Below are 26539 nucleotides of genomic sequence, written 5' to 3'. Positions count from 1 at the left end.
CTGCAAGATGGCGCCGCGCATGCTCGACTTACGTCGTAGCCTGATCCTGGAGACGGCCCAGACTTTCCTGGCGTCCCAGCACGTCCAAAACCTCAAATATACCAGGCGAGGTGGTCCGTCCGGTCAGCGCGGCCCGTAAAGGCTGGGCGACCGCGCCGAGCTTGAGACTATTTTCCTCGGCAAAAGCGCGCAGCGCGGCCTCGGTGTTGGCGCCGCTCCACGTCTCGACTTTCTCCAGCGCGGAATGAAGCTGACCGATCAGCTTGCGGTTCTCGCCCGTCAGCAGCGCCTGCGCCTTGGGATCGAGCTCCAGCGGCCGGTCGGCGAAGATGAAATAGGCGCTGTCGATCAGCTCGATCAGCGTCTTGGCGCGCTCCTTCAGGGCCGGCATGGCCTTGAGGAGCTGGGCACGCGTGGTGTCGTTCAACTTGGCCTTAAGCTCGTCCCGACTCGGGACCAAATGATCCAGCACGTCCTCGAACATCTTCACGAGTGATTGATCGTCGGCGTGGCGGATGTAGTGGCCGTTGAGGTTTTCCAGCTTGGCGAAATCGAAGCGGGCGGCGGCGCGGCCGACATTGGCGAGGTCGAACGCCGCGATCATCTCCTCGGTCGAAAAAATCTCCTGATCGCCATGGCTCCAGCCGAGGCGGACGAGGTAGTTGCGGAGCGCGGCCGGCAGGTATCCCATGGCGCGGTAGGCATCGACGCCGAGCGCACCATGCCGCTTGGACAGCTTCGAGCCGTCCGGGCCGTGGATCAGGGGAATGTGGGACATGCTTGGCAGCGCCCAGCCCATCGCATCGTAGATCTGCTTCTGGCGCGCGGCGTTGATCAAATGGTCGTCGCCGCGGATGACATGGGTGACGCCCATGTCGTGGTCGTCCACGACCACCGCGAGCATGTAGGTCGGGTTGCCATCGCCGCGCAAAAGTACGAGGTCGTCGAGGTTCTCGTTCTGCCAGACCACGCGGCCCTGGACCTGGTCCTCGATCACGGTCTCGCCGGTCTGCGGCGCGCGGAGCCGGATGGTGGGCTTGACGTCGGAGGGCGCTGTCGACGGATCGCGGTCGCGCCACATCCCGTCATAGAGACGAGTGCGGCCCTCGGCGCGCGCCTTCTCGCGCATCGCGGTGAGCTCCTCGGCGGTGGCGTAGCAGCGGTAGGCCTTGCCGTCGGCGAGCAGTTGCTCGGCGACCTCGCGGTGGCGGGCGGCGCGGCTGAACTGGTAGATGACCTCGCCGTCCCAGCCGAGCTCCAGCCATTTCAGCCCGTCGAGGATGGCGCCGATGGCGGCCTCGGTGGAGCGCTCACGGTCGGTGTCCTCGATCCGGAGCAGCATCTTGCCGCCGTGCTTCTTCGCATAGAGCCAGTTGAACAGCGCCGTGCGGGCGCCGCCGATATGGAGGAAGCCGGTCGGAGAGGGGGCAAAGCGGGTGACGACGGAATCGGTCATTCTTGGCAGGGCCTATGCATTGGAAGCGGTGGTGTATAGCAGGAACGGCCAGTGGCGAAAGCTTGAAATACTCAAGCGTTCGCCGCTCTCTTCTGTTCCGCTAGGCGCATCATCGGTCCCGGACCGCATCGGGTGGGGCGACGAACTGCTTCGTCTCCTCGATGCCGAAGTGCCTGACTTCAAATCCGCGTACGAGAACCAGATCGCCGTAGTGCGCGCCCGCGCTGAAGCGGACGCGGCCGTCCGGGAAGGTCATGTAGAAGCCGTCTTGTGCGCGGTTTGGAGTTACAGTCCATACTGGCTTGCCCGTTGGCAGGTCATACTTGATGAAATTGACGCGATCTGCGTCGATTTCCCTGACGATAAGGGATCTACCGTTCGAGACAAAGTTTCCGGTCTTTCCGGGGAGGACGACATGACCGTCCGCGATGTCGATGACGTCGTGGGTGAGACTATCCTCTTTGTCTCGCGCGCGAACGATCATGTAGCGTCCGTCCGGCGACAGGTCAGCGCGAGCCACGTCGCGAGCGCGGGCGTCGCGAGGCTGGCGCTCGACCACCCCAAGGTCGGCCATTACCCGATCGCAGAACATGACTCCGCATTGCGCGTGGAAATTTGGTGTGAGTGGCACGATCAGGCCATGCTCCACCGTACGCACGGCTCGCCATCGACCATTCACGAAAACAGCGCCATCCCTTTCGTCAACTAGCAACACGTCACCCCTGTCGGTGATCTGCAGGACAATGGCCGGATGGTCACGGCTCACCTGATATTTCTTTGCAACCTTCCCGTCTCTTGCGGACCAAACAACGATGGTCTCCGCCAGATGCAATGCGATCCAACGGCCGTTCGGCGATATGCCAACCTGCAATCCATCTGATTGCAGGCTTCGTGGGATATTGAAAGTCTTCCGCCTTCCGTAGCGCTGCACCGTTATTCGACTTGAGTGAGAGTCAAAGCCTTTCGGGTTGTGCAAGACGACAATTGTGCTGCCGTCGGACGAAACAACACCCTCACCATCGGGATGAATGGAGGCGACCTTCTTGCCGTTGCGAAGGTCCCATGCGGCCCACTCGGGGCTGCCCGGCAGGCCTCCACCCCTCAGCATCAATCCGCCTGCCGGCGAAATTGAGAACTCCTGCTCAGAGCCGCCGTCGAAACTCGGAGGGACGCTGCACTTGTTGCCCAGGATTTGGGTTGCGTGGGCCGTCTTGGGCCCCTCGTCCGGGCCGGAATAGGCGATCTCAAAGATCGCAAAATCCAGCTGGTTGGACTCACTTTCGCCCCTGCTATTGCCAAAGATGAGATGCCTGCCATCGTAGTCGAAAGCGCTAGGATCAAAGCCGCAAGGATCGCTCGCAAGCCGGAAGAACACCGCGGTTTTTTCGTTCTTCAGATCCCAAATCTGGAAGCTCTTCCAATCGGCGTCGCCGACGTATCCGACAATCGCGTATTCCTTCGTTGGATTGAGCGTAATCTTGTCAAATCGTTTCAGTTGAGGGAAGTGGACCTGAAGGTGATAGCGCGTCAGCAGTTCGACCGGAGCGCGACGCTCGGCATCGTTGCCCTCGTAGGAAAACCAAAGCTTTGTGATGTCGCGAAAATCCGCCGTCGGTATGCTCGGGGCCGGTTCTCCCGTCGCGGCGTCCCAGGCAACGTCGTGCCCGTCGTAGTCCCGCGCGAAGACAGTTTTGCTGTCGGGCGAGATTGACAGGGCGGCTATGTGCAAGCCTGGACTGGTGAGAAATCGCAGCGTGATGCCATTGCTGATGTCGATCAGCCGCGCACCGGAAGCCCGGGGCGAGGTAGCGAGGAACCACGAGCCGTTGGGTGCGATCAGGAAGGCTTGGTTGCCGCCAGCCGCGGCTTGCGGCGTCGCGACGAAGCCCGTCAGTTCACCCCGGCCGGGACTCTCGACGGCCGCGCCGCCGGCGGCCGCCTTGGCCTCCCCAGCGAGGGTCGGATTGGCACGGCCACATGCAAACACGACGAGTGCCATTGCCAGAAGGGTGGCGGTGCGAGCGACGATCGTCATGAAGGAAAACCTCGGAGCATCCTGCGATGTGCCAATATGCCATCTACGGAGTGCGAAATTCGAGATAATCTACCTATAATAGTTGCTGAACAGCTTATGACTGGCGTGAAACCGGGCTTGGCTCAGCCTCCCGAATTTGGCAGAAGGACCGCTGATTTCCCTACAGGATTTTCGTAATGACAGAACCGGTGGCTGCTGAGGTTGGGCGCGATTTCATTCGTGACATCATCCAGGCCGACCTCGATCAGGCCAGGTACAAGGAGATCGTGACCCGGTTCCCGCCGGAGCCGAACGGCTATTTGCATATCGGTCACGCCAAGTCGATCGCGCTCAATTTCGGGATCGCCCAGGAGTTTCCGGGCCGCTGCCATCTGCGTTTCGACGACACCAACCCGGTCAAGGAAGAGCAGGAATATATCGATTCCATCCAGGCCGACGTGCGCTGGCTCGGCTTCGACTGGGGCAAGAACCTGTTCTTCGCCTCGGACTATTTCGACCGGCTGTACGAATGGGCGGAGCAGCTGATCCGCGACGGGCTCGCCTATGTCGACGACCAGACCCAGGAGGAGATCCGCACGTCGCGCGGCACGCTGACCGAGCCCGGCAAGAACTCGCCGTTCCGCGACCGCTCGGTGGACGAGAATCTCGACCTGTTCCGCCGGATGAAGGCGGGCGAATTCCCGAACGGCGCGCGCGTGCTGCGGGCCAAGATCGACATGAGCGCGGGCAACATCAATCTGCGCGACCCCGTGCTGTACCGCATCCTGCACGCGCACCATCCGCGCACCGGCACCAAGTGGCACATCTATCCGAGCTACGATTATGCCCACGGCCAGTCGGACGCCATTGAAGGCATCACGCACTCGATCTGCACGCTGGAGTTCGAGGACCACCGGCCGCTCTACGACTGGTTCATCGAGAAGCTGCCGGTGCCGTCCAAGCCGCACCAGTACGAGTTCGCGCGGCTGAACCTGACCTACACGCTGCTGTCCAAGCGCGTGCTGACCCAGCTCGTGCGCGAGGGGCATGTCGCCGGCTGGGACGATCCGCGCATGCCGACCATGGCGGGCATGCGCCGCCGCGGCGTGCCGCCGGCTGCGCTTCGCGAGTTCGTCAAGCGCATCGGTGTTGCCAAGGCCAACAGCGTGGTCGATGTCGGCATGCTCGAGTTCTGCATCCGTGAGGAGCTGAACCGTACGTCGCAGCGGCGCATGGGCGTGCTGCGGCCGCTGAAGGTGGTGATCGAGAACTACCCGGAAGGCCAGACCGAGGAGCTCGAGGCCATCAACCATCCCGACGATCCCGGCGCCGGTACGCGCAAGATTACGTTCGGCCGTGAGCTCTATATCGAGCAGGACGACTTCATGGAGAACCCGCCGAAGAAGTTCTTCCGCCTGTCGCCGGGCAACGAGGTGCGGCTGCGCTATGCCTATTTCGTCAAGTGCACCGGCGTGATCAAGAACGACGCCGGCGAAGTGGTGGAGCTGCGCTGCACCTACGACCCCGCAACCAAGGGCGGCAACGCGCCCGACGGCCGCAAGGTCAAGGCCACCATGCACTGGCTGCCGGCGGCGACGTCTGTGCCGGCGGAGATCCGCATCTACAACCAGCTGTTCGCCAATCCGAGCCCGGACGCCTCGAACTTCGCGGCTGATCTCAATCCGAACTCGCTGGAGATTCTGGCCGACGCGCGGATCGAGGCGTCGGTGGCCCAGAGCAATGCGACCGAGCCGATGCAGTTCGAGCGCCAGGGCTATTTCGTCCGCGACAAGGACTCGACGCCGGGCAAGCCGGTGTTTTCGCGCACCATCGGACTGCGCGATACGTTCGCGAAGGAAGTCGCCAAGGGCTGAGGATCAGGCATGAGCAGTGAGGCCGACGACATCGTTTCCGCCATCATCGCGAAATGGTGCGCCGGCTTCGCGACGCTCGATGCGGCCGCGCTGTCGTCACTCTATGCGAAGAACGCGTTCTTCTTCGGCTCCAACCCAAAACTCTATCGGGGCAGGGACGGCGTCGCCGACTATTTCAACGGCCTGCCGCGCTGGCGCAAGCCGAGCGCAGTGTTTTCCGAGGTGAGCGCGGCGCGGGCAGGTCCTGACCTGATCAACATGGGCGCCACCATCTCGTTCGACCTCGCCGGCGAGCGCCCCGATCTCATCGTCAAGATGAGCTGGGTCATCATCCGCGAGGACGGCGAGTGGAAGATCGTCAATCACCACGCCTCGGCGAAGGCGCCGCTGATCTGACGAGCTGGTGTTGTGGGGGCTTCGCCGTCCGCACCTGCAGATTGTGAATTTCTTCACATACATCCGAGTTCGTTTGCGGCATGATCGTATCCGGTCGGCCCCACGAGCCGCCATGGATTGCAGCACGCAAGGGCGGAGGCACGAGCATGCCTAGGATATTGACCGGTCGCGCGATTGCACTGTTGATTGCCTGTTTGCTTCTCGCGTTGTCGGGAGTCGGTCACGCTGCCGATGCACCCGTTTCAACTCGACCCATGAGCTCATCAAGCCCTGCTGGAACTGCTATGCCTCGGACTTCACTCCCTTGCACACTCCAGGAATGCCAACAGGGGTGTCTCGATGTTAATCCGTGCGAAAATAGCTGCCCGCCGCATGCCTGTTTATTTGGTGGTTCCGGCACCTGCCCGCGGCGAGAGATGATGCTCAGGCGGTGCCGCCAGCAGTGTGCCGTTCATCCCGTCTGTCAGATTGAGCGATAGACGCTAAAGCGGCGCTGCGAAACGAACGGGTTGCAGGCGCGTTGACGTGGATCCCAAACGAGGATCCACCATGCAGAACATCGCAGAACACATGGAAGTCATCGGCGCCGACGGCGTCCATATCGGCACCGTCGACAAGGTCGAAGGTCACCGCATCAAGCTGACCAAGAAGGACAGCGGCGAGGGCCGCCACAAGGGGCACCACCACTTCATCGACAAGGGCCTCGTCGCCGATGTTGAGGGCAACAAGGTCCGGCTCTCGGCCAAGGCGGATGTCGCGGTGACGATGGAAGAGGAAAAGTAGGGGGCGCGCCGCTCCGTTCCTGATCCGTACCGCTATTCGTCCGCCCGCACGTTCCGGTAGCTTCGGCATCCGTTGCGTATCATCGGGTGCAGGGAATGGCGGAGCCGGGCCGGCCAGTACGGTCCCAGGGGATAGCGGGCACCTGGCCCGTGGGCCGCGCCGCGTCCGCGGGTGGCCTGGTCCCCGTCGGCTTCGACCTCTGGACATCGCTGGCCGAGACACTGCGCGCGTGGCTGCGCGCCGAGGCTGGCGCCGGGCGTTTGCTGCCGTGGGTGCCTGTCGCCTTTGGCTGCGGCATCGCGCTCTATTTTGCTGCCGATCATGAGCCGGTGCTGTGGGTTGTTGCAGCGACGGCCGTCGTGCTCATGCTTGGCGCCGTCTTGTTGCGGCGGAGCCGATTGTTTGCGCCGGCCATCATGATCGCGGCGATCGCGGCCGGCTTTGCCGTGGCGACCTGGAAGACCGCGCGCATCGCGCACGCCGTTTTGGCAAAACCGCTTTATTCGGTGTCGCTGTCGGGTTTCGTCGAGGCGCGGGATATCCGCGAGCGCACCGACCGTTTCGTGCTGCGCGTCACCGCGATGGAGGCCCAGCGCAGCGACGTCAAGCTCGAGCGCGTGCGCCTCTCGGTGCGCAAGGGGACCGCGCCCGAGGTCGGCAGCTTCGTGCAGCTGAAGGCGCGGCTGATGCCGCCGATCTCGCCGGTCCGTCCCGGCAGCTACGATTTTTCGCGTGATATGTTCTTCCAGAGTATCGGCGCCTCCGGTTTCGCAATGGGCGCGATCACGGTGTCGGCGCCGCCCGAGACCGGCGGCATCAGGCTGCGCTACGCCGCTTTCATGCAGGGCCTGCGCGATGCGATCGATGCGCGCATCCGCGCCACGCTCGACGGCGACAACCGTGCGATCGCAACCGCGCTGCTGACCGGCCGGCGTGACGCGATCACCACGCCCGTCAACGATGCGATGTTCATTTCGGGGCTCGGCCACGTGCTGTCGATCTCCGGCTATCACATGGCCGTCGTCGCCGGCGTCGTCTTCTTCGCGGTGCGCGCGCTGCTTGCGCTGATCCCGGGACTGGCGGTGGGCTTTGCCATCAAGAAATGGTCGGCGGCTGCCGCGCTGGTCGCGGCTGCGTTCTACCTGCTGCTGTCGGGCGCCGAGGTCGCGACGCAAAGATCGTTCTTCATGACGGCCGTGGTGCTGATCGCCGTGATGGTCGATCGCCGCGCCATCACGTTCCGCACGCTGGCGGTGGCGGCGCTGATCGTGCTGGCGGTCGCGCCGGAAGCGCTGGTGCACCCGAGCTTCCAGATGTCGTTCGCGGCAACGCTGGGGCTGGTCGCGCTGGTGCAGGTCGGCATGCCGAACCTGTTCGCCTCGCCCGACCATTCCGCGACCGCTCGCATTGCGATGTGGGGCGGCCGCGAGATCGCCATGCTGTTCCTGGCCTCGCTGATCGCGGGGCTTGCGACCACGCCCTATGCCGCCTTCCACTTCCACCGCGTCACGCCGTACGGCGTGCTTGCCAATCTCGGCGCGATGCCGGTGGTCTCGGCGCTGGTGATGCCGGCCGGGCTGCTGGGATTGCTTGCGGCGCTGTTCGGGCTCGACGGCGTGTTCTGGTGGCTGATGGGGATCGGCATCGACTGGATGGTCCTGGTCTCGCGCTGGGTGGCATCGCTGCCGGGTGCGGTCGGCCGCATCCCGGCTTTCGGCATCGCGCCGCTGGTCGTGGCAAGCCTGGGGATCATCGTGATGGGCCTGTTGCGCACGCCGCTGCGCTGGACCGGCGCGCTGGTGCTGCTGGCCGGGATCCTCTGGGGACTGGCGGCGCGTCAGCCCGACATTCTGATCGCCGGTGACGGCCAGAGCGTCGCGGTGCGAGGCAGGGACGGCCAACTACATCTGATCAGGGCCGGCAAGGACAGCTTTCTGCTTAGGGAGTGGCTGGCTGCCGACGCCGATCCGCGCGATGCCGGCAGTCCCTCGCTTGGCGCTGGTGTGTCCTGCGACGAGTCCGGCTGTGTGACGCCGCTCGCCGACGGCCGCCTGGTCGCGCTGGCGTTGCGCATCGATTCATTGGCAGATGATTGCAGCCGGGCCGCGCTGGTGGTGACGGCGCGGCCCGCGCCGCCGGATTGCGCGGCGATGGTGGTCGATCGTCAGCGCCTTGCAGGGCAGGGCGCACTGGCGCTGACGCAGCGCGGCGACGGCTTTGCGGTGCAGGCGGTGAAGCCGAGGGGCACCGACCGCCCGTGGTCGCCGGCCATCGCGCGCGAGAGTGATTTCGGGGCGAGCCTTGCGCCGCCGGCGGCCGCGTCCCGCAATCGGGACGCGACGCCGTCCGAGGCGGACCTGCAAGCCGAGGATTGAGCGGCGCTACAGATACCAGACCAGCATGGCGTCGAGTGCCGTGCTGCCGATGACCGGCAAGGCCACCATCCGGCGGAAGCCGGCTGCGCGGGCCTCGGCGCCCGCGATCGAGCCGTCATGCGCGAGATCCTCGTTGAGCGCGGGCATGCCGGTCGCCCAGGCGCCGCCGATGCTGCCTTCGCCTTTGGCGATGGATTTCGTTGCGTAGAGCGCAGCGAGGTCGGTCTGCGCGCTGCAATCGCCGGCGCGAAAGATCAATGCCGAACGGGCCTCGTTCGGGACCCAGATCTCGAAGCGTCGCGCAATCGGGGTTGCCTGCGCCGAGAGGAATGTGAGGACAAAGGTCTGGTTGGTGCCGGTCCGATAGGGCACGCCGACGCCGAGATTGATCCCGACCTTGGCGGCGTCCTCCCAGCGCAGGAAGCTCCTGGCGTCGTGCAAATCCTTGATAATGAGCGGCATGCCGGCCTTCCAGGTGCGTCCGGGCAGGCCAAAGCCGCGCGGAAATCTGGTGTGGCGGGAGTTGAATTCGAACATGTCGGCAGTGCCGTAATAACCGTCGACGAGCCCCATCTCGTGGGAGATGTCGGCATCGTTGTGCCAGAGCTCGATCGCGCCGACATGCGCCTCGTCGTCACCGCAGAACAGCACCATGACGGCTTGGAGGAATTCGCCTGCAAACACCGGCACCGCCACGCCGCAGGTCAGGCCGGCCGCGAGGGCCTGGTCGGTTCGCTTGAAATAGGAGTTGGCGAATTTTGTGAGGATCACGGGATGGCCGCTGGCCCAGGCCTTGCCGGGAAGGCCTTCGTCATATCCGAAGCGCAAGGTTTCGCTGACGGACCTGAAGGCGGAGAGGCCCTCGTCGCCGTAGAGGCCGCCGCCGAATTCCAGCCGCATCCGCGTCCGGTCGGGTACCCAGAGTTCAACGACGCGAATGAAGGTTTTCATCGAACGTGTCCGCCGCCTCAAGCCGGGAACAGCATCGGCCATCTGGCTGTGGAACGGACGTTCAAAATTCAGGCAGGACAGCGCAAACTTCGTGCGGTGGAAGGTATGGCGAGTTGACCCGCCGGATCGGATTTTTGAAACGCAACCAAACCATCTCGCCGGCCTCGGCCGGCGATGGCGATTTCAATCCTGGCCCCAGCCTGGCGGCGGGGAAGGCCGCGTCACCCGATCGGCAGGCGGGTGATGGTCGGCCGGCTGTCGGCGATGATCTCCGGCTTGTGCTCGCGCTCGCCAACCGGCTGAGTCACGGGCAGTTGCAGGACGGTCGCGCGCTGGCCTTCAACGAGCTGCGTCACCAGCACGTATTTGCCGTCGGGGAATTCGATCGCGTCATGATGGCGATCGGGAATGTGGGGATCGATCTTGCCGAACTTGCCGACGCGCGAGTTGACGGTGCGCGTCCAGATCCAGCGATTGTCGTAGCGGACGTTGTCGGCGAAGGCGAGCTCCGTTCCCGGCAGCAGACAGACCGCGACGGTCGGATCGGCCGCGGAGGCAAAGCCGCGCGTCGAGGTGCCGCGGAAGGTTGTCGTGACGACCGTCTCGCCGACTTCGGCGGGACGCGACGCGACGGCATGCAGGCTGTAGTCACACATCGGGTGCTCCTCATGCAGAGATGGCGACCCGCGTCTCTTCCCGAGGCGCAAGCCTCCATCAGAGTGAAAGTATGAAGGCTCTGCCCGGTTGTAGGCAAATCTGCGGCTCGCCGCGGCAGGCCGCGATCACATTATCTTTCCCGAATCCGTTAGGAACAAAGCCTGCGCCCGTGCATTTCGGTGGCGCGTGTCAACGCCCTGCCGGTGCCGACCAACCGGAGTATTGCCAGCCCGGCTGCGACGGTTGCTCGATCGCATGACGCGCGCTGCGGACCTCCGCGCTGGCTGCCATCTCCTTGCGGACATGGTGACGCGATGGTGCGGCGAAGGCTTGCGACGCTGATGCTGCCATCAGCGCCGCCGCGACTGTACCCACGATGATGTTGCGCATGGTCGTCTCCTCGGTCAGTCAAGGCCGCGAAGCAACGCTTGCTTCGTGCGGCGTGCCGAGGATCTAGCGCCGGAGGAGCGGCCGGATAATCTGCGCGAAACCAGAAAGACTATCCAGCGGGAGCGGACAATCATCCGCTCCAATCGTTGAGGGCGATCGTCGATCGCGCCAAATACCTTCGATACCAAATACCTTCGATACCAAGTACCTTCGATACCAAGTACCTTCGATACCAAGTACCTGCGATAACCAAGTACCTCCAATACGAGGTACCCTCGCCATCAGTACTTCCGGTACAGCCCGATCAGCTTGCCCTGGATCTTCACCCGGTTGGGCGGCAGGATGCGGACCTCATAGGCTGCATTGGCGGGCTCGAGCGCGATCGAGGCGCCGCGGCGGCGGAAGCGCTTCAGGGTCGCTTCCTCGTCGTCGATCAGCGCCACCACGATGTCGCCGGTGTCGGCGCTCTCGTTGCGCTGGATCAGCGCCATGTCGCCGTCGAGGATGCCGGCCTCCACCATGGAATCGCCGCGCACTTCGAGCGCGTAATGCTCGCCCGAGCCGAGCATGTCGGGCGGGACGCTGATGGTGTGGCTGCGGGTCTGCAAGGCCTCGATCGGCGTGCCGGCCGCAATCCGGCCCATGACGGGCACCGCGACAGGGCGCTCGCCCTCGTCGGCGGGCGGGCTGGAGGTCGTCCGCACCTTGCCGAGATTGCCCTCGATGACGCTCGGCGTGAAGCCGCGACGGTTGCCGGCGGCCGCCTGAAGCTCGGGCAGCTTGATCACCTCGATGGCGCGGGCGCGGTTGGGCAGGCGGCGAATGAAGCCGCGCTCCTCGAGCGCGGTGATCAGGCGATGGATGCCCGACTTCGAGCGCAGGTCGAGCGCGTCCTTCATCTCGTCGAAGGAGGGCGGCACGCCGCTTTCCTTCAGCCGTTCGCTGATGAACCGCAGGAGCTCGTATTGTTTGCGCGTTAACATCTCGACCAAAATCCCCCGGTTGATGTCGTTCGATTCCGAGACGATGAATTCAGCGATAAGCCGCTACATCCTCGAAACAAATCATGAACGGACACTATATGTTCGATACATGTTCCGCAACTGCTTAATTTACCGTGAACGCGACAAAGTTCGCGGAACGCACGCGAACGAAGCGTTCAGACGGGCAGTCGCAACACCTCGCAAGGCGTGCCGGCCTCGGCTTTCGGTGCGAATGGTGCGCGCACGAGAAGTGCCTGTGCCGCAGCGAGATTTGCAAGCAGCGAGGAATCCTGGTGATTGACCGGAACAGCAATCAGCGCGCCGTCGTCGCGCATCTCCAGGCGCGCCCGCAGATAATCCTCGCGCTGATCATTGGCGCCGACGTCGCGGCCGAGCACGGCGCGCTCGCGGCGATGATGAATCACTGAGCGACCCGACAGCGCACGAATCAGCGGGACGAGAAACAGGAAACTGCACACGTAGGACGACACCGGATTGCCGGGCAGGCCGATCACGCGCATCGCCCCGAGCTGCCCGTTCATCATCGGCTTGCCCGGCCGCATCGCGATCTTCCAGAACGCCATCGAGATACCTTCGTCCCTCAGCGCCTGCTGCACCAGATCGTGGTCGCCGACCGAGGCGCCGCCGGTCGTGATCAGGATGTCGGCGCCGCTTTCGCGGGCGCGGCGGATGCCGGCCGTGGTGGCCTCCAGCGTGTCGGCGGCAATACCGAGGTCGACGGTATCCGCGCCCTCGCTGCGGGCGAGCGCGTGCAGGGCGTAGCCGTTGGAATAGACGATCTGGCCGTGACCGGGCGTCGAGCCCGGCATCACCAGCTCGTCACCGGTGGCGAGGATCGCGACCTTGGGAAGGCGGTGGACGGCGAGGTGCGGGTGGTTCATGCCCGCGGCGAGGGCGAGGTCGCGCTCGGTGAGACGGCTGCCCTTGCGCAGGAGCACGTCGCCCTCGCGGAAGTCGACGCCGGCGGGCCGGATGTGCCGTCCTGGCACCGCGGCTTCCTTGATCGTGATGCGCTTGGCGTCGACAACCGTGTCCTCCTGGATCACGACCGCGTCGGCGCCATCGGGAACGACGCCGCCAGTGAAGATCCGCACCGCTTCGCCGGTGCCGACCGATCCGGCGAACGGCCGGCCCGCCGCGACTTCGCCGATCACGTTGAGCTGGGAATCGATCTTTGCAGCGTCGGCCGCGCGCACCGCATAGCCGTCCATCGCCGACATCGCCTGCGGCGGCTGCGTGCGCCGCGCCGCGACGTCGCGCGCGAGCACGCGATGGAAGGCCTGGTCGAGAGCTACCATCTCTTCAGGCAGCGGCTCCGCGCCGGCGAGCACCGCGGCGAGCGCGTCGGAAACCGGCATGAGGGCCACGGGTGAAACTCCCACAAATCGAAGGTGTCGTGGTTGAGTTCTAGCCGAGTGGAGGAGCCGAAGCAAAACGGGGCGGGAATCGCTTACCGCGCTACACTTCCCTTTGGCACCCGTTGAGCTTATCTTTGCCTCGATGACAAAACTGCTCGAAAAAGCTCTGCAAGCCGTGCGGCAGCTTCCTGCGGATGGACAGGACGAGGTCGCGCGCGCGATGCTGGCTTTGACCGGCAACGCAGGGGAGCCTGAGGAGATCGATCCCGATCATCTTCCGGCGGTCCTTGAGGGGCTCGCGCAAGCTAATCTCCGGCAGTTTTCATCCGATGCCGAGGTCGAAGCCGCGTTCCGCCGCTTCGAGCGATGAAGCTCCGGTTCACACCGCGCGCGACGCAAGATCTGATCAGTATTGCCGGCTATGTTCGAGAGCACAGCCCGCAAGGCGCATTGCGCGTGCGCGCCGCGATCCTTGAATCCCTTCAGAATCTCGTTCGCTTCCCACGGCTTGGGAGACCGCAGAAGGTCGAGGGCGTACGCAAGCTGGTGACGCGGCGATACCCTTATCTGGTCTATTACACGATGGACGAGGAAGCCGGCGAAGTCGTCATTCTTACGATCCAGCATCCCGCGCGGGACTGGGAGCATTCGGACGCTTGAAGGGCATCAAGTCCGCGGCATGATCCGGAAGGCGAGACAGACCGGTATGAGGATGGCCATGGCGAGGACGAGAAAGACGAGAGCCACGGCCAGCATCGATCAGGTCTCCGGCTGCTTGTACGGACTGACGTCCGGCGCTGCGGGGCCTTGATCCCTGTCAGGCATAGGATCGGCCTGGGATTTCAGGTCGGCGGCCTTGCTGATCAGCTTGGCAGAAAGCTCAGAATCCGAGGTGGTTCTGGCGAATTTCATCAGCAGGGAGGCCTGCTTGGTGAGGTAGGTTTTGCCCAACACGATGATAAGTCCGATGTAGAATTCCCAACGGACTCATGAGTCCTGGGGCGGGCATTCGTTCCCGGAACTTTCTATAAAAATGCACAGAGGGTTTTGGTTCCTCGCTTCCCCCCGGGGGAAATAGTTCCGGACGTCGTCGGCCGGCAGCCTGGCAGATCGCCGGCCAGGGATCAGATTCCGAGCGCCTTCAGGGCGTTCCCGACGTCGCGGGCTGAGGTCACGTGCACCGCGGTCAGGCCGCGCGACCGCGCTCCTTCGACGTTCTCGGCGAGATCGTCGAAGAACACGATGCGGTTTGCCGGCACGCCGATCGCGGCCACGACATGGTCGAATGCCTCCGCATCGGGTTTGCGCAGGCCGATGCTGGACGACAGATACAGCTCGCTGAAATGGTCGAGCAGGCCGGCATATTGCTTCGAGAAATAGTCCACATGCGGCCCGTTGGTGTTGGAGAAGGCATAGAGCGGCATCTGCTTTGCCGCGCGCGGCAACAGCTCGGCGATGTCGGGCATCTCGCCCGTGAAGATCGCGTTCCAGCCCTCCAGGAACTGTGCGTCCGAAATACCGATCCCGAGCGAGGCGCGCAGTGAGGCGAAATAATCCTCGTCGCTGAGCTTGCCGACCTCGTGCAGCCGATAGGCCTCGCTGTCACGCACGTAGCGCGCGACGATGGATTCGGGTTCGCAGCCGGCATGTCCCGCCCAGCAGGCGATCGCCTTGGAGAAATCGATATCGAGCACCACGCGCCCGAGATCGAACAGAAGCGCGTCCGCGCTGCCGGGAGAGAGCGAGGTCACCTGCATCCTTTCACTCAGTATCGATATGGCTCGTGGTCGAACAGCGGGAACGCGCTGAAGACGCTCGGCGCATTGGTCGCGGTCGCGGGGTGCAGGCAGGACTTGTTGACCTCGGCGAAGGAGGTCGCGCCCAACAGGCCGAGGCAGCGCAGCACCTCGTCCTCGAGCAGCTCCAGCATCCGCGTCACACCGGCTTCGCCGGCCGCCGCCAGGGCCCAGCATTGCAGCCGGCCGATGCCGACCATGTCCGCGCCCGCGGCGATCGCCTTGACGATGTCGGTGCCGCGGCAGAAGCCGCCATCGACCATGATTTTTGCGCGGCCCTTCACGGCATCGACGATCTCGGGCAGCACGTGCATGGCGCCGCGGCCGTGATCGAGCTGGCGACCGCCATGGTTGGAGACATAGATCCACTCGACGCCGTGATCGATCGCAATCTGCGCGTCCTCGGCGGTGGCGATGCCCTTGATGATCAGCGGGATCTTGAACCTGTCCTTGACCATTTGCACGGTCCGCCACTCCAGGCCCTTCTGGTAGTCGCCGCCGGTGGCGCGCAGGCGGCTTTCGCGAACGTAGCGCTTGGCGATGTCACGTTCGCGACGGCTGTAATGGGCGGTGTCGACGGTCAGGCAGAACGCGGCATAGGCGTTCTTCTCGCTCCTGGCGACGACGTCGGCGACGAAGGCGTCGTCACCGCGGACGTAGAGCTGGTAGAAGCGCATGGCATCGGGGGCGGCCTCGGCGGTCTTTTCGAGACCAGGCTCCGACACCGAGCTCAGCATGTGCGCCGCACCGAAGGTGCCGGCGGCGCGCGCGACGCTTGCCGCGCCGTCCGGATCGAAGATCTCGAGCGCGCCGACGGGGGCGAGCACCACGGGAAGGCGCATCTTGCGGCCGAACTGCTCGACCGAGCCGTCGACCTTGCGGACGTCGCGCAGCACGCGCGGGCGGAAGGCGATCTCGTCCAGCGCCATGCGGTTGCGGCGCATCGTGGTCTCGGTCTCGGCGGCACCGACAATGTAATCCCAGGCGTTCTGGTTGAGGTTGGCGCGCGCTTTCCGGATGAATTCGTGCAGATTCTGGAACGGCTCGGTGCTGGCGCCGAGTTCAACGTTCCTTTCCGGCTGGATGCGGGGCGCTTCGTTCATTGTTGTCCTCCCGAGAATTTGAAGCCTTATTGCCATCGCCTATCGCGTCCGGACCTCCAAAACCATCATAAAATCGCATAGCTGCAAGGCAGGGGGCGGGCCGACCGATTCCCGCTTTGCGCGAAACGGTTTCGGAACGTTGCCAAAAGTTTAGGCCCGGACGAAGGGATTTTTACGGTGAACCCGCCAGCGTGACGTCCCGGCCTTGAAGAAACCCGAATGGTATTGTGAACAGCGGGCTGGATCGCCATTTGCATGGCGCCTCCCAAGCCCAAAGCCAAGCTCCGAGCAAGAAGGCCAGCCTATCCATGCGGAAAACCCTGCTGTTCCCCCTGGGCGCGCTCACGGGAGCGTGTCTGACCCTTCTGGTAGCCAGTCCGCACGGCGGAGTCTGGGCGGCACGGGCGGCGGCGAGCGCGGATGATGCCTATTCCAAGCTCAATCTGTTCGGCGAAGTGTTCGAGCGGGTGAAGGCGAGCTATGTCGAGAAGCCCGACAATTCCAAGCTGATCGAGGGCGCGATCACCGGCATGGTGACCTCGCTCGATCCGCATTCGCGCTACATGAACGACAAGGCCTGGACCGAGATGCAGGAGACCACCTCCGGCGAGTTCGGCGGCCTCGGCATCGAGGTCACGATGGAGGAGGGCCTGGTCAAGGTCGTCTCGCCGATCGACGACACGCCGGCCTCGAAGGCGGGCCTCATGTCCGGCGACCTCATCAGCAAGATCGACGGCGAGGCCGTGCAGGGCATGACGCTCGAGCAGGCCGTCAACAAGATGAAGGGCCCGGTCGACACCCAGACCAAGCTCACCATCGTGCGCAAGGGCGCCGACGCCCCGCTCGATGTCGCGATCAAGCGCGAGATCATCCATGTGCGTCCGGTGCGCTTCCACGTCGAGAACGGCGACATCGGCTACATCCGTGTCACCTCGTTCAACGAGCAGACCACCGACGGCCTGAAGAAGGCGATCGCCTCGATCTCGAAGGACGTTCCGCCGGAGAAGCTCGCCGGCTATGTGGTGGACCTGCGCAACAATCCGGGCGGACTGCTCGACCAGGCCGTGTCCGTGTCGAGCGCATTCCTTCCGCGCGGCGAGGTCGTCTCGACCCGCGGCCGCAATCCGGAAGAGACCCAGCGTTTCACCGCGCGTGGCGGCGACCTCACCAAGGGCAAGCCGTTGGTGGTTCTGGTCAACGGCGGGTCGGCTTCAGCCTCCGAGATCGTGGCCGGCGCACTGCACGACCACAAGCGCGCGACCATCATCGGTACGCGCTCGTTCGGCAAGGGCTCGGTGCAGACCATCATTCCGCTCGGCGCCGGCAACGGCGCGCTGGCGCTCACCACGGCGCGCTACTACACGCCGTCGGGCCGCTCGATCCAGGCCCAGGGCATCGCGCCCGACATCGAGATCCTCCAGGACATTCCGCCGGAGCTGAAGGGCCGGATGGACACCATGGCGGAATCCCAGATGCGCGGGCATCTGCAGGCCGCCGACGGCACCGAGCAGACCGGATCGCAGTCCTACGTTCCGCCCGAAGAGAAGGACGACAAGGCCCTGCATACGGCCTACGACTTCCTGCACGGCCAGACTGGGAACGCCGTGGCTGCAAAGCCCGCGCCGAAGGCCGCGGTGCCGAACTAAGCCTTGGGACTTCGGGGCCTTGGGACTTCGAGATATCGATCGCCCGGGAGTGCATCGTCGCTCCCGGGCGATTTCGTTTTGGGACGCCGTCTCAGCTCGGGTTCATCGCCGCGAACGTCGCCTCATAGCGGCCGTCGCGCTCGGCCCAGCGCCGGGCGCGGTCGCGTTCGACCAGCACTTCGTCGCGGGGATGAACCCGCAGCTCCAGCAATTGCATGACCTCCGCGATGTAGGCAGCAAGCGGCATGGCGCGCGCGTCGTTGGCCTGCTGTGCGCCGGTGAGCGCGGTCTGCACATAGGGCGGTGCGAGCTCCAGCACCTCGACCGGGGATCTTGCGGAGCTGGTGCCGCAGCGCCTGGAGCCAGGAGTGCAGGAACGCCTTGCTGGCACAGTAGGCCGGGAAGTCGGCGCGGGGCACGAAGGCGAGGTTCGAGCTGGTCGCCATGATCGTCGCGTTCGGCTGCCCTTTCAGGACCGGCAGAAACGCCGCCGTCATGCGTAGCACGCCGAGAATATTGGTCTCGACGGTGGCTTCTGCATCCGACGCATCCCAGCCGTCCGCGGTCATGTCCTCCGGACGCGAGATGCCGGCGTTGGCGACCAGCACGTTGAGCCCCGGAAGCGCGCGCGGACCTCGGCTGACAGGCGCAGCAGGCTGAAGGGATCGTCGAGGTCGAGCGGCAGGCCGATCAGGCCGGGGCGTTCAGCAATGATCTGGTCGAGCAGGGCCTGCCGCCGCCCCGTGACAATGACGCGATTGCCGCGATCGTGGAAAGCCTCGGCCAGCGCGCGGCCGATGCCGCTGGTCGCGCCGGTGACGAGGATCGTGTTGCCAGTCATCTTCATGGTCGCCTCTCAATGGAGTTGAGGCCACAGCAACCTTGGAAACCCCAGCGGCGGGCAACCCGGGGAAGACGGCAAACATTCCGGCGCGCGTCAGCTTCGCCGGAGGTGACGTCTTGAACGGATGAGCAGTCGCAAACAGGGAGAGTGAGGGCATGACCGTGGCGTCTCGTGAATCGAGAACTCCCAGCCGGGATCCTCTCGACAAAGGACGCGTTGGATGACGGTAACGCCTACGGCAGCGCCGCTTCGGGAGCTGCAAGCATCGAAATATCCGGGCCGGTCGTTATCGTCAAGCCGGAAGGATCGGCCCGTCCGTAAGAGCTAGCCTGCCTCGCGGCGGAGGCTCTCCGCGCCTTCGCGCCGGGCCAGACGGCTGCGATGCAGCGCGAACAGCTCCAGCATCTTGTCGGCGGGCTTCGCTGCGCTGAACAGATAGCCCTGCATCTCGGAGCAGCCGAGCGCGCGGAGCAGGCGCTGCTGCTCCTCGGTTTCGACGCCCTCGGCCGTGGTGGTCATGCGGCGGGCCGTTGCCAGATTGACCACGGCCTGGACGATGCTGGCGGAGCCGTCGGGGCCAGCGATGTCGTTGACGAAGCAGCGGTCGATCTTGATCTTGTCGAACGGGAAGCGGTGCAGATAGCTCAGCGACGAGTAGCCGGTGCCGAAATCGTCGAGCGCGATGCGCACGCCGATGGCGCGGAGCTGGTGCAGGATCGCCAATGCCGTGTCGTCGTCGCGGATCAGCACGGCTTCGGTGATCTCGAGCTCGAGCCGGCTTGCCGGCAAGTTGGATGCGGCGAGCGCGGCCATGATCTTCAGTGCCAGCGTGCCGCTCTTGAACTGCACCGGCGAGACGTTGACCGCGAGGCGGATGTCGTCGGGCCAGCTCGCTGCGTCCCGGCAGGCGGTCGCCAGCACCCATTCGCCGATCTCGTTGATCAGGCCGGTGTCCTCGGCGATCGGGATGAATTCGGCCGGCGAGACCATGCCGCGCTCGGAATGGCGCCAGCGCACCAGCGCCTCGCAGCCGGTGATGCGGTCGTCCTTCAGACTGAGGCAGGGCTGGTAATAGACTTCGAGCCCACCATGGGCGATGGCGTGGCGCAGGTCGATCTCGAGCTGCCTGCGCTCGTGCACCTTGGCATCCATCTCCGGCTCGAAGAAGCGATAGGTCCGGCGTCCGGCGGCCTTGGCGGCGTACATCGCCATGTCCGCGTTCTTCAGGATCTGGTCGAGCGCCGTGCCGTGTTCCGGCGCCAGCGCAATGCCGATGCTGGCGTCGGTGGTGAGATGATGGCCCATGCAGTCGAACGGTGTGCGGATGGCCTCGAACACCCGTGCGACGAGGTCGCTGACCTGCTCCAGCGACGTCACCGCGCCCTGCACGATGGCGAATTCGTCGCCGCCGAGCCGCGCCACGAAGTCCGCCGGACCCGCGCAATGGCGCAGAGTCTGCGCTACCGATTTCAACAGCTCGTCACCGACGAGATGGCCGAGCGCGTCGTTGACGCCCTTGAATTCGTCGATGTCGATGTAGTGCACCGCGAGCTCCTGCCCGGGGGCGATGGCGGCCAGCGCGTCGCGCAGATGCTCGTGGAACAGGGCGCGGTTGGGCAGGTCGGTCAGAGCATCGAAATGGGCGAGATGGGTGATGCGCTCCTCGATGCGCCGGCGCTCGGTGATGTCTTCGTGGGTCGCAACCCAGCCGCCGTCGGCGAGCGGTTCGTTGAGAATCTGGATCGAACGGCCGTCAGAGGTGCTGACCACCATGGAGTTGCGCACATGGATGTCGTGCAGTACGCGCGTCACGTAATTGTCGACGTCGCCGGTGAACGAGCCCGTCGCCTTGCGATGGGCGATGATGTCGTGGAAGCTGGAGCCGGGCTTCACGACCTCGGCCGACAGTCCGTAGATCTCGATGTAGCGCTGGTTGCAGACCACGAGCCGCTGCTCGGCGTCGAACAGCAAAAGGCCTTGCGTCATGTTGTTGACGGCGCGGTCGAGGCGCAGCTTCTCCAGCGTCAGCCGTTCGCGGGAGGCGCGGTGCTGCTCCAGCAGCTTGCGCACGATCGCGATCAGCACGCCCGCGATGGCGAGCGCGGAGGCGCCGGCGACCGAGATCAGCATGCCGATCTGCTCGCGCCAGTCGGTCAGGGCGGCCGCGCGCGTCGTAGTGGCCATCATCAGGATCGGGAAGTGGGGCAGCGCGCGCGAGGAGATCAGCCGGTCGTCGCCGTCGAGCGGACTGATGAAGCGCCCGGCGAAATGGTCGAGCCCGAAGACCCTCTGATGCGCGAACGGGCCGGTCTTGAAATTCCTGCCCATCAATTCGCTGGAATGGGGATAGCGGGCGAGCAGGGTGCCGTCGCGATGCAGCATGGAGATCGTTGCGCCTTCGCCGAGCACGACGGTCTCGAAGAATTTCTCGAAATTGGCCGGCTCGATGCCGCGTCCGACCACGCCCATGAATTCGCCGTTCGGTCCGACGATCCTGCGCACGATCAGGATCGTCCACTCGCCGGAGATCCGGCTGTGCAGCGGCTCGATCAGCACGTCTGGTGAGTAGGGGTCGTATTTGAAGGTGCGAAAATAGGCGCGGTCGGCCACGTTCACTTTCGGCGCAGGCCAGGCCGTCGACGAATTGATCAGATTGCCGTCGGCGTCGATGACATTGACGCCGCCGATGTAAGGCAGAGCCTCGATCTTCGAACGCAGCATCCGGTGGATGTCCTGGCCGGAGAGGCGCCTGCGGAAATCCTCCGCGCTGGCTACGCCGGACGAACGCGCGTAGTCGACGAAATCCTTCTGGATGACCGCGAAATCCTGCAATTGCTGGTCGAAATGATGGGCGAGCAGCAGCACGGTGTTTTCCAGCTCGCGTCCGCTGTTGCGCAGCGCGCGCTCCCGGAAATTCTGCGCCATCAGGACCGAGCCGATGGCGATCGCGGCGATCAGCAGCGTGCCGCCCGCCACCAGCCAGCGGACCGGTCCGCTGCGCACGAAGGCCTGGTCAAAGAGGCGACTGCCGAATTTCATCGTCATGCTGGTTCATTGCCGGACACACGTCAGGGTCAATTCCTGGCCCCGAAAGCATCCGTTGGTTTACGGGAGCGGTGTGGAAGCAAAGTTAGGAAGCGCAGTTAATGCAACATGAACGCCAATGATCAAAAGCGATCGACGCCCGGGACGGGCGGCATGCAGGAATTGCCGCAGGCTGCCGCGATGCCGGTCAATTCCTGCCGGCCATCGCGATGATCAACCAGAGCTTAACCATCTAAGGTGTTGGTGATCCTCAAAGCCGCATTGGCACACGGATTGCGAGCGTCTCCGCAACGACGCAGAAAGGACGCTGGTCATGAAGAACGCTTTGAAGAATTTCCTCGCCGACGAGTCCGGCGCAACCGCAATCGAATACGGGCTGATCGCAGCGGGCATCGCGCTTGCGATCATCACCGTCGTGAACGGCATGGGCAGCAAGCTCAGTGCGAAATTCGGGTCGATCAGCTCTTCGCTGAAGTGAGGCGCGCTCAGGCCCGATAGTGGCCGGACTTGCCGCCGAGTTTCTCGACGAGATGGATGCCCTCGATGCGCACGCCGCGTTCCACCGCCTTGATCATGTCGTAGATGGTGAGACAGGCGACCGAGACGGCCGTGAGCGCCTCCATTTCGACGCCGGTCGGCCCCGTCACCTTCACGCTGGCGCGAACGAGGCAGCCCGGCAGCTTTGCGTCGGGCGCGATGTCGACCGTGACCTTCGACAGTGCGAGCGGATGACAGAGCGGGATCAGCTCCGAGGTGCGCTTGGCGGCCATGATGCCGGCGATGCGTGCGGTGCCGAGCACGTCGCCCTTCTTGGCGTTGCCCGAGACGATCAGATCAAGCGTCGCTTTGGTCATGATGACACGGCCTTCGGCGACCGCAAGCCGTTCGGTGGCGGGCTTCTCCGATACGTCGACCATGCGCGCCTCGCCGGAGGCGCCGATATGGGTGAGGGCGGGGCCGGCCTTTTTCGATGGCTTTGGCGTCGTCGACTTGCGCGCCATGTCAGCGCGTGCCCGCGGCGCGGGCCGTTGGTTCGCGCGTGAGCAAGGTGCGCGTGGCGGCGGTAATATCGGCCTGCCGCATCAGGCTCTCGCCGACCAGAAAGGTCGACATGCCGACACGCTCGAGCCGGGCGAGATCGGCGGGCGTGAAGATGCCGCTCTCGCCGACCATCAGCCGGTCCGCGGGGATCAGCGGCGCCAGCGTCTCGCTGGTCGCGAGCGTGGTCTCGAAGGTGCGTAAGTTGCGGTTGTTGACGCCGATCATCGGTGAACGCAGCTTCAGCGCCCGGTCGAGCTCGGCGCGGTCGTGGATCTCGATCAGCACGTCCATGCCGTAGGCAAGGGCGGCGTCTTCGAGGTCTTTGGCGGTGGCATCGTCGAGCGCGGCCATGATGATCAGGATGCAGTCGGCGCCATGCGCGCGCGCTTCGGTCACCTGATAGGTGTCGAACATGAAGTCCTTGCGCAGCACCGGCAGCGAGGTTGCCGCGCGTGCCGCCACCATGAAGTCGAGATGGCCCTGGAACGACGGCGTGTCGGTCAGCACCGACAGGCAGGCCGCGCCGCCGGCCTCATAGGCCTTGGCGAGCAGCGGCGGATCGAAATCGGCGCGGATCAGCCCTTTCGACGGCGAGGCTTTCTTGACCTCGGCGATCAGCGCGTAGTCGCCCTTGGCGTGCTTAGTCTTGATCGCGCGCGCGAAGCCGCGCGGTGCGGCTTGTGCCTTGGCCTTGGCCTCGACGTCCGACAGCGGCTGCGCGCGCCTCGCGGCGGCGATCTCTTCGCGCTTGTAGGCTTCGATCTTGGTCAGGATATCCGACATGTCAGGCTCAGCCGTTCGAGACCGCGATCAGGTGCTTCAGCCGCGCGCTTGCCGCGCCGCTGTCGAGCGATTTTGCGCCGATCGCCACACCTTCCTTGAGATCCTTGGCGCGTCCGGCCACGACCAGCGCGGCGGCGGCATTGATCAGCGCGACGTCGCGATAGGGGCTCGGCTTGCCGCCGAGCACGCTCTGCAGCGCGACCGCATTGGCGTCGGCGTCACCGCCCTTCAGCGCGCCGGGCTCGCAGCGGGAGAGGCCCGCGTCCTCCGGCGTGATCTCGAAATTCCGGATCTCGCCATTATGGAGTGCCGAGACGAAGGTCGGGCCGGTGAGGGTGATCTCGTCGAGGCCGTCGGAGCCGTGGACGACCCAGGCGGATTCGGAGCCGAGGTTCTTCAGCACCTGCGCCAGCGGCTGCACCCATTGCCGCGAGAACACGCCGACCATTTGCCGCTTCACGCCGGCCGGGTTGGACAGGGGGCCGAGCAAGTTGAAGATCGTGCGCGTGGCGAGCTCGACCCGGGTCGGGCCGACGTTCTTCATGGCGGGATGATGCGCAGGGGCGAACATGAAGCCGATGCCGCATTCGAGCACGCAGCGGCCGACCTGCTCGGGCCTCAGATCGATCTTCACGCCGAGCGAGGCCAGCACGTCGGCCGCGCCCGAGCGCGACGACAGCGCGCGGTTGCCATGCTTGGCGACCGGCAGGCCGGTGCCTGCAACGATGAAGGCGGCGCAGGTCGAGACGTTAACCGAGCCGGAGCCGTCCCCGCCGGTGCCGACGATGTCGACGGCGTCCGCGGGCGCCTCGACTGTGAGCATTTTGGAGCGCATCGCCGCAACCGCGCCGGTGATCTCGTCGACGGTCTCGCCGCGGACCCGCAGCGCCATCAGGAGGCCGCCCATCTGCGAGGGCGTGGCCTCGCCGGACATCATGGCGTCGAAGGCGGAAGCAGCTTCCTCACGCGACAGGCTGGCGCCGGTCGCCACTTTTCCAATGATCGATTTCAGGTCGTCCATCGCGTGCTTTCAACTCACTGGTTCGCGCCGGTCACCTGCGCGAAGGCGGCCTGATTAATGGTGGTCCCGATGTCGGTTTGAAGCTTGCTGACATAGGAGGCGACCTGCTCGTCGGTCAGCGCGCGGTCGAGGCTGTCCTTCAGCTTCTTCACCGCGTCGGACGCGGCGTCGGCCGCGGGCTCGACGATGTCGGTGACGCGGAACACGATCACCTCGCTGCCGCCGTTGACGGCGGTCTGTCCGACCCCGTCCTTGGCGGTGCGGAAGGTGGCCGAGACGACGTTGGCGGGCACGCCGGCGGGTGAGTCGTCGCGCTTGAAGCCGCTCGCGGTCTCGACCTTGGCGTTGATCGCGGCGGCCTCGTCAGCGAGCTTGCCGCCTGCTTCGAGCTTCTGCACCATCTCGGTCGCCTTGGTCTTCAGCTTGGCCGCGATCTGATCCTGGCGCCAGCGCGCCTCGACTTGGTCGCGGACCTCGTCGAGATTGCGGTCGCGCGAGGGCGTGATGGCGAGCACGTCGTACCAGACGTAGCCGCCCTTGAACGAGATCGAGTCGTTGTCGACGCCGACATCGGTGTTGAAGGCCTGCGACACGACGTCGAGGCCCTGCGGGACGCTGGAGACGGGCTGGCCGTTCGGAGCGCGGCCGGAGCGGTCGACGGCGTCGATGGTCACGGCAGCGAGGCCGAGCTTCTGTGCCGCGTCGATCACGCTGGCGCCGCCGCCGCGCTCGTCTTCCATCTTGTCGCGGAGATCGGCGACCTTGACGCGCGCGCGCTCGGTGGCGATCTCGCGCTTGATGTCGCCGGCAAGGCTGGCGTATTCAGCTTCCTTGCCCGGCTCGATCTTGTCGACCTTGACGATCGAGGTGCCGAGAGCGCCCTGGATCGGCTGGCTGATCTCGCCCGCGGGCAGCGCGAAGGCGGCAGTTCCGACCGCGGCATCGAGCGAGGATTTGGTCACGAGCCCGAGGTCGACGTCGGACGCGCTCAGCCCGCGCTCCTTGCCGAGGTCCTCGAACGACATTCCGCCGGCAAGACGCTCGCGCGCGGCCTGCGCCTCGGTGGCGTTGGGAAACACGAGTTGCCGGATCTGTCGCTTCTCCGGGGTGCCGAGCCGGTCCTTGCGCTGATCGAACGCCTTCCTGGCGTCCTCGTCCGAGACCTCGGACCATTTGCCGATCTCTTCCGGCGAGACCACGACGAAGGAGATCTTGCGATATTCGGGCGCGCGGAACTGGACCTTGTGATCCTCGAAATAGGCGGCGAGCGCTTCGGGCGAGGGAGCGTCGATCTGGCCTGCCTGCGCGGCGTCGAGCTTGACGAATTCGAGCGCGCGCTGCTCGTTCTGAAAGCGCGTCAGCACGTCGATCATCGCCTTTGGCGGCTCCAGGCCGGCGCCGATCGTGCCGGTGATCTGCCGGCGCAGCGACACCTTGCGCTGCTCGGAGACGTAGCGCTGCTCGGTGTAGCCGAAATTGCGGATCACGGACTGGAAGCGGTTCGCATCGAAGCTGCCGCCGACACCCTTGAAGTTGGGGTCGCTCATGATGAACTGGCGGATCTGTTCGTCGGACTGCCCGAGCCCGAGCCGGCGTGCCTCTTCGTCGAGCGCGGCCTCCGCGATCGTCTGCTGCAGCACCTGGCGGTCGAGACCGAAGGCACGGGCCTGGTCGGGCGTCAGCGGCCGGCCGAACTGGCGGCCGATCTGCTGGAGGCGGTCGGTGTAGATCTGGCGGAACTCGTTCAGCGAAATCTCGGTGCCGCCGACCTTGGCGACCGTGGACTGCCCAAAGCCCTTGAAGATGTCGGCGATGCCCCAAATGCCGAAACTGATGATCAACACGCCCATCACGATGGCCATGATGGTCTTGCCGAGCCAGTTTGATGAGGCCTTGCGCATTCCTCGAAGCATTTGGTCCAACTTGTTTGGTCAGGAGGGGATCGGGAGCGCGTCTTAATGCAGATTCCGCAAAAGCGCGTCACCAAATTGATCAATCATCA

At 64.9% G+C, this 26539-nt stretch carries 24 protein-coding genes and 1 pseudogene; 8 read left to right on the top strand and 17 right to left on the bottom strand.

What is annotated here, in order from left to right; translation table 11 throughout:
- Positions 1-28: 28 nt before the first annotated feature.
- Together gltX and I3J27_RS20530 are read right to left on the bottom strand one after the other, a co-directional pair.
- On the bottom strand, positions 29-1456 hold the full coding sequence (gene gltX, locus I3J27_RS20535) for a glutamate--tRNA ligase (RefSeq protein WP_270160264.1): 1428 nt from the start codon (positions 1454-1456) through the stop codon (positions 29-31).
- A gap of 109 nt (positions 1457-1565) precedes the next feature.
- Positions 1566-3491, bottom strand: a complete 1926-nt coding sequence (locus I3J27_RS20530; protein ID WP_270160263.1) for a WD40 repeat domain-containing protein — start codon at positions 3489-3491, stop codon at positions 1566-1568.
- A 176-nt stretch (positions 3492-3667) separates the two neighbouring features.
- Here I3J27_RS20530 and I3J27_RS20525 point away from each other — a divergent pair, with 176 nt between their 5' ends.
- From I3J27_RS20525 to I3J27_RS20510, 4 genes are all read left to right on the top strand, one after another.
- Positions 3668-5344: a glutamine--tRNA ligase/YqeY domain fusion protein gene (locus tag I3J27_RS20525; RefSeq protein WP_270160262.1), complete on the top strand. Its 1677-nt coding sequence runs from the start codon at positions 3668-3670 to the stop codon at positions 5342-5344.
- Positions 5345-5353: 9 nt separating this feature from the next.
- Complete coding sequence (locus tag I3J27_RS20520) at positions 5354-5740, top strand: SgcJ/EcaC family oxidoreductase (protein ID WP_270160261.1); 387 nt, start codon at positions 5354-5356, stop codon at positions 5738-5740.
- A 549-nt stretch (positions 5741-6289) separates the two neighbouring features.
- Positions 6290-6523: a DUF2171 domain-containing protein gene (locus I3J27_RS20515; RefSeq protein WP_270160260.1), complete on the top strand. Its 234-nt coding sequence runs from the start codon at positions 6290-6292 to the stop codon at positions 6521-6523.
- A gap of 95 nt (positions 6524-6618) precedes the next feature.
- Complete coding sequence (locus I3J27_RS20510; RefSeq protein ID WP_270160259.1) at positions 6619-8898, top strand: ComEC/Rec2 family competence protein; 2280 nt, start codon at positions 6619-6621, stop codon at positions 8896-8898.
- A 6-nt stretch (positions 8899-8904) separates the two neighbouring features.
- On the opposite strand, the gene I3J27_RS20505 is transcribed toward I3J27_RS20510, so the two are convergent.
- The 5 genes from I3J27_RS20505 to I3J27_RS20485 form a co-directional block, all read right to left on the bottom strand.
- The gene (locus I3J27_RS20505) at positions 8905-9849 is read right to left on the bottom strand and encodes a GAF domain-containing protein (protein ID WP_270160258.1); all 945 of its coding nucleotides are present in this window, start codon (positions 9847-9849) and stop codon (positions 8905-8907) included.
- Positions 9850-10070: 221 nt separating this feature from the next.
- On the bottom strand, positions 10071-10505 hold the full coding sequence (locus I3J27_RS20500; RefSeq protein ID WP_270160257.1) for a hypothetical protein: 435 nt from the start codon (positions 10503-10505) through the stop codon (positions 10071-10073).
- Between the two features lie 190 nt (positions 10506-10695).
- Positions 10696-10896 carry a hypothetical protein gene (locus I3J27_RS20495; protein WP_270160256.1) on the bottom strand — a complete coding sequence of 67 codons (201 nt, stop codon included), beginning with the start codon at positions 10894-10896 and terminating at the stop codon, positions 10696-10698.
- A gap of 281 nt (positions 10897-11177) precedes the next feature.
- The gene (lexA, locus tag I3J27_RS20490) at positions 11178-11879 is read right to left on the bottom strand and encodes a transcriptional repressor LexA (protein WP_027559402.1); all 702 of its coding nucleotides are present in this window, start codon (positions 11877-11879) and stop codon (positions 11178-11180) included.
- Between the two features lie 176 nt (positions 11880-12055).
- Complete coding sequence (locus tag I3J27_RS20485) at positions 12056-13267, bottom strand: molybdopterin molybdotransferase MoeA (RefSeq protein WP_270160255.1); 1212 nt, start codon at positions 13265-13267, stop codon at positions 12056-12058.
- 133 nt (positions 13268-13400) lie between these two features.
- On the opposite strand from I3J27_RS20485, the gene I3J27_RS20480 reads away from it, so the two are divergent.
- Both I3J27_RS20480 and I3J27_RS20475 read left to right on the top strand, forming a co-directional pair.
- Positions 13401-13628: a hypothetical protein gene (locus I3J27_RS20480; protein WP_270160254.1), complete on the top strand. Its 228-nt coding sequence runs from the start codon at positions 13401-13403 to the stop codon at positions 13626-13628.
- Positions 13625-13918 carry a type II toxin-antitoxin system RelE/ParE family toxin gene (locus I3J27_RS20475; protein WP_270160253.1) on the top strand — a complete coding sequence of 98 codons (294 nt, stop codon included), beginning with the start codon at positions 13625-13627 and terminating at the stop codon, positions 13916-13918. Before I3J27_RS20480 ends, I3J27_RS20475 begins: the two co-directional genes overlap by 4 nt.
- A gap of 99 nt (positions 13919-14017) precedes the next feature.
- Here I3J27_RS20475 and I3J27_RS20470 read toward each other — a convergent pair whose 3' ends face one another.
- The 3 genes from I3J27_RS20470 to I3J27_RS20460 form a co-directional block, all read right to left on the bottom strand.
- Entirely contained in the window at positions 14018-14212 is a 195-nt protein-coding gene (locus I3J27_RS20470; protein WP_270160252.1) for a hypothetical protein, read from the bottom strand.
- A gap of 170 nt (positions 14213-14382) precedes the next feature.
- Entirely contained in the window at positions 14383-15015 is a 633-nt protein-coding gene (locus I3J27_RS20465; protein ID WP_270160251.1) for an HAD family hydrolase, read from the bottom strand.
- 8 nt (positions 15016-15023) lie between these two features.
- Positions 15024-16157, bottom strand: a complete 1134-nt coding sequence (locus I3J27_RS20460; protein WP_270160250.1) for an alpha-hydroxy acid oxidase — start codon at positions 16155-16157, stop codon at positions 15024-15026.
- Positions 16158-16465: 308 nt separating this feature from the next.
- On the opposite strand from I3J27_RS20460, the gene I3J27_RS20455 reads away from it, so the two are divergent.
- Entirely contained in the window at positions 16466-17803 is a 1338-nt protein-coding gene (locus I3J27_RS20455) for a S41 family peptidase (RefSeq protein WP_270160249.1), read from the top strand.
- A 91-nt stretch (positions 17804-17894) separates the two neighbouring features.
- Here the strand turns inward: I3J27_RS20455 and I3J27_RS20450 are convergent, their stop codons facing one another.
- The 3 genes and pseudogenes from I3J27_RS20450 to I3J27_RS20440 all read right to left on the bottom strand — a co-directional run bounded on the left by I3J27_RS20450 (position 17895) and on the right by I3J27_RS20440 (position 21692).
- Positions 17895-18122: a hypothetical protein gene (locus I3J27_RS20450; RefSeq protein WP_270173035.1), complete on the bottom strand. Its 228-nt coding sequence runs from the start codon at positions 18120-18122 to the stop codon at positions 17895-17897.
- A 73-nt stretch (positions 18123-18195) separates the two neighbouring features.
- A pseudogene (locus tag I3J27_RS20445) lies at positions 18196-18644 on the bottom strand (SDR family NAD(P)-dependent oxidoreductase); the annotation flags it as partial.
- A 327-nt stretch (positions 18645-18971) separates the two neighbouring features.
- A complete protein-coding gene (locus I3J27_RS20440) occupies positions 18972-21692 on the bottom strand; it encodes a bifunctional diguanylate cyclase/phosphodiesterase (protein WP_270160248.1) in 2721 nt (906 codons plus the stop codon).
- A 313-nt stretch (positions 21693-22005) separates the two neighbouring features.
- Between I3J27_RS20440 and I3J27_RS20435 the strand changes: the two genes are divergently transcribed.
- On the top strand, positions 22006-22170 hold the full coding sequence (locus I3J27_RS20435; protein WP_270160247.1) for a Flp family type IVb pilin: 165 nt from the start codon (positions 22006-22008) through the stop codon (positions 22168-22170).
- A gap of 7 nt (positions 22171-22177) precedes the next feature.
- On the opposite strand, the gene moaC is transcribed toward I3J27_RS20435, so the two are convergent.
- The 4 genes from moaC to I3J27_RS20415 are packed head-to-tail and all read right to left on the bottom strand — an operon-like array spanning position 22178 to position 26450.
- The gene (gene moaC / locus I3J27_RS20430) at positions 22178-22693 is read right to left on the bottom strand and encodes a cyclic pyranopterin monophosphate synthase MoaC (protein WP_270160246.1); all 516 of its coding nucleotides are present in this window, start codon (positions 22691-22693) and stop codon (positions 22178-22180) included.
- A 1-nt stretch (position 22694) separates the two neighbouring features.
- Positions 22695-23516, bottom strand: a complete 822-nt coding sequence (gene trpC / locus I3J27_RS20425; RefSeq protein WP_270160245.1) for an indole-3-glycerol phosphate synthase TrpC — start codon at positions 23514-23516, stop codon at positions 22695-22697.
- A 7-nt stretch (positions 23517-23523) separates the two neighbouring features.
- Positions 23524-24537, bottom strand: a complete 1014-nt coding sequence (trpD, locus tag I3J27_RS20420) for an anthranilate phosphoribosyltransferase (protein WP_270160244.1) — start codon at positions 24535-24537, stop codon at positions 23524-23526.
- A gap of 14 nt (positions 24538-24551) precedes the next feature.
- The gene (locus I3J27_RS20415; protein WP_270160243.1) at positions 24552-26450 is read right to left on the bottom strand and encodes a SurA N-terminal domain-containing protein; all 1899 of its coding nucleotides are present in this window, start codon (positions 26448-26450) and stop codon (positions 24552-24554) included.
- Positions 26451-26539: the final 89 nt, after the last annotated feature.

It is taken from the genome of Bradyrhizobium xenonodulans, assembly GCF_027594865.1.
GTDB lineage: Bacteria > Pseudomonadota > Alphaproteobacteria > Rhizobiales > Xanthobacteraceae > Bradyrhizobium > Bradyrhizobium xenonodulans.
The sequence above is the reverse complement of the archived record's forward strand: the minus strand, read 5'-3'. Positions and strand labels throughout refer to the sequence as shown.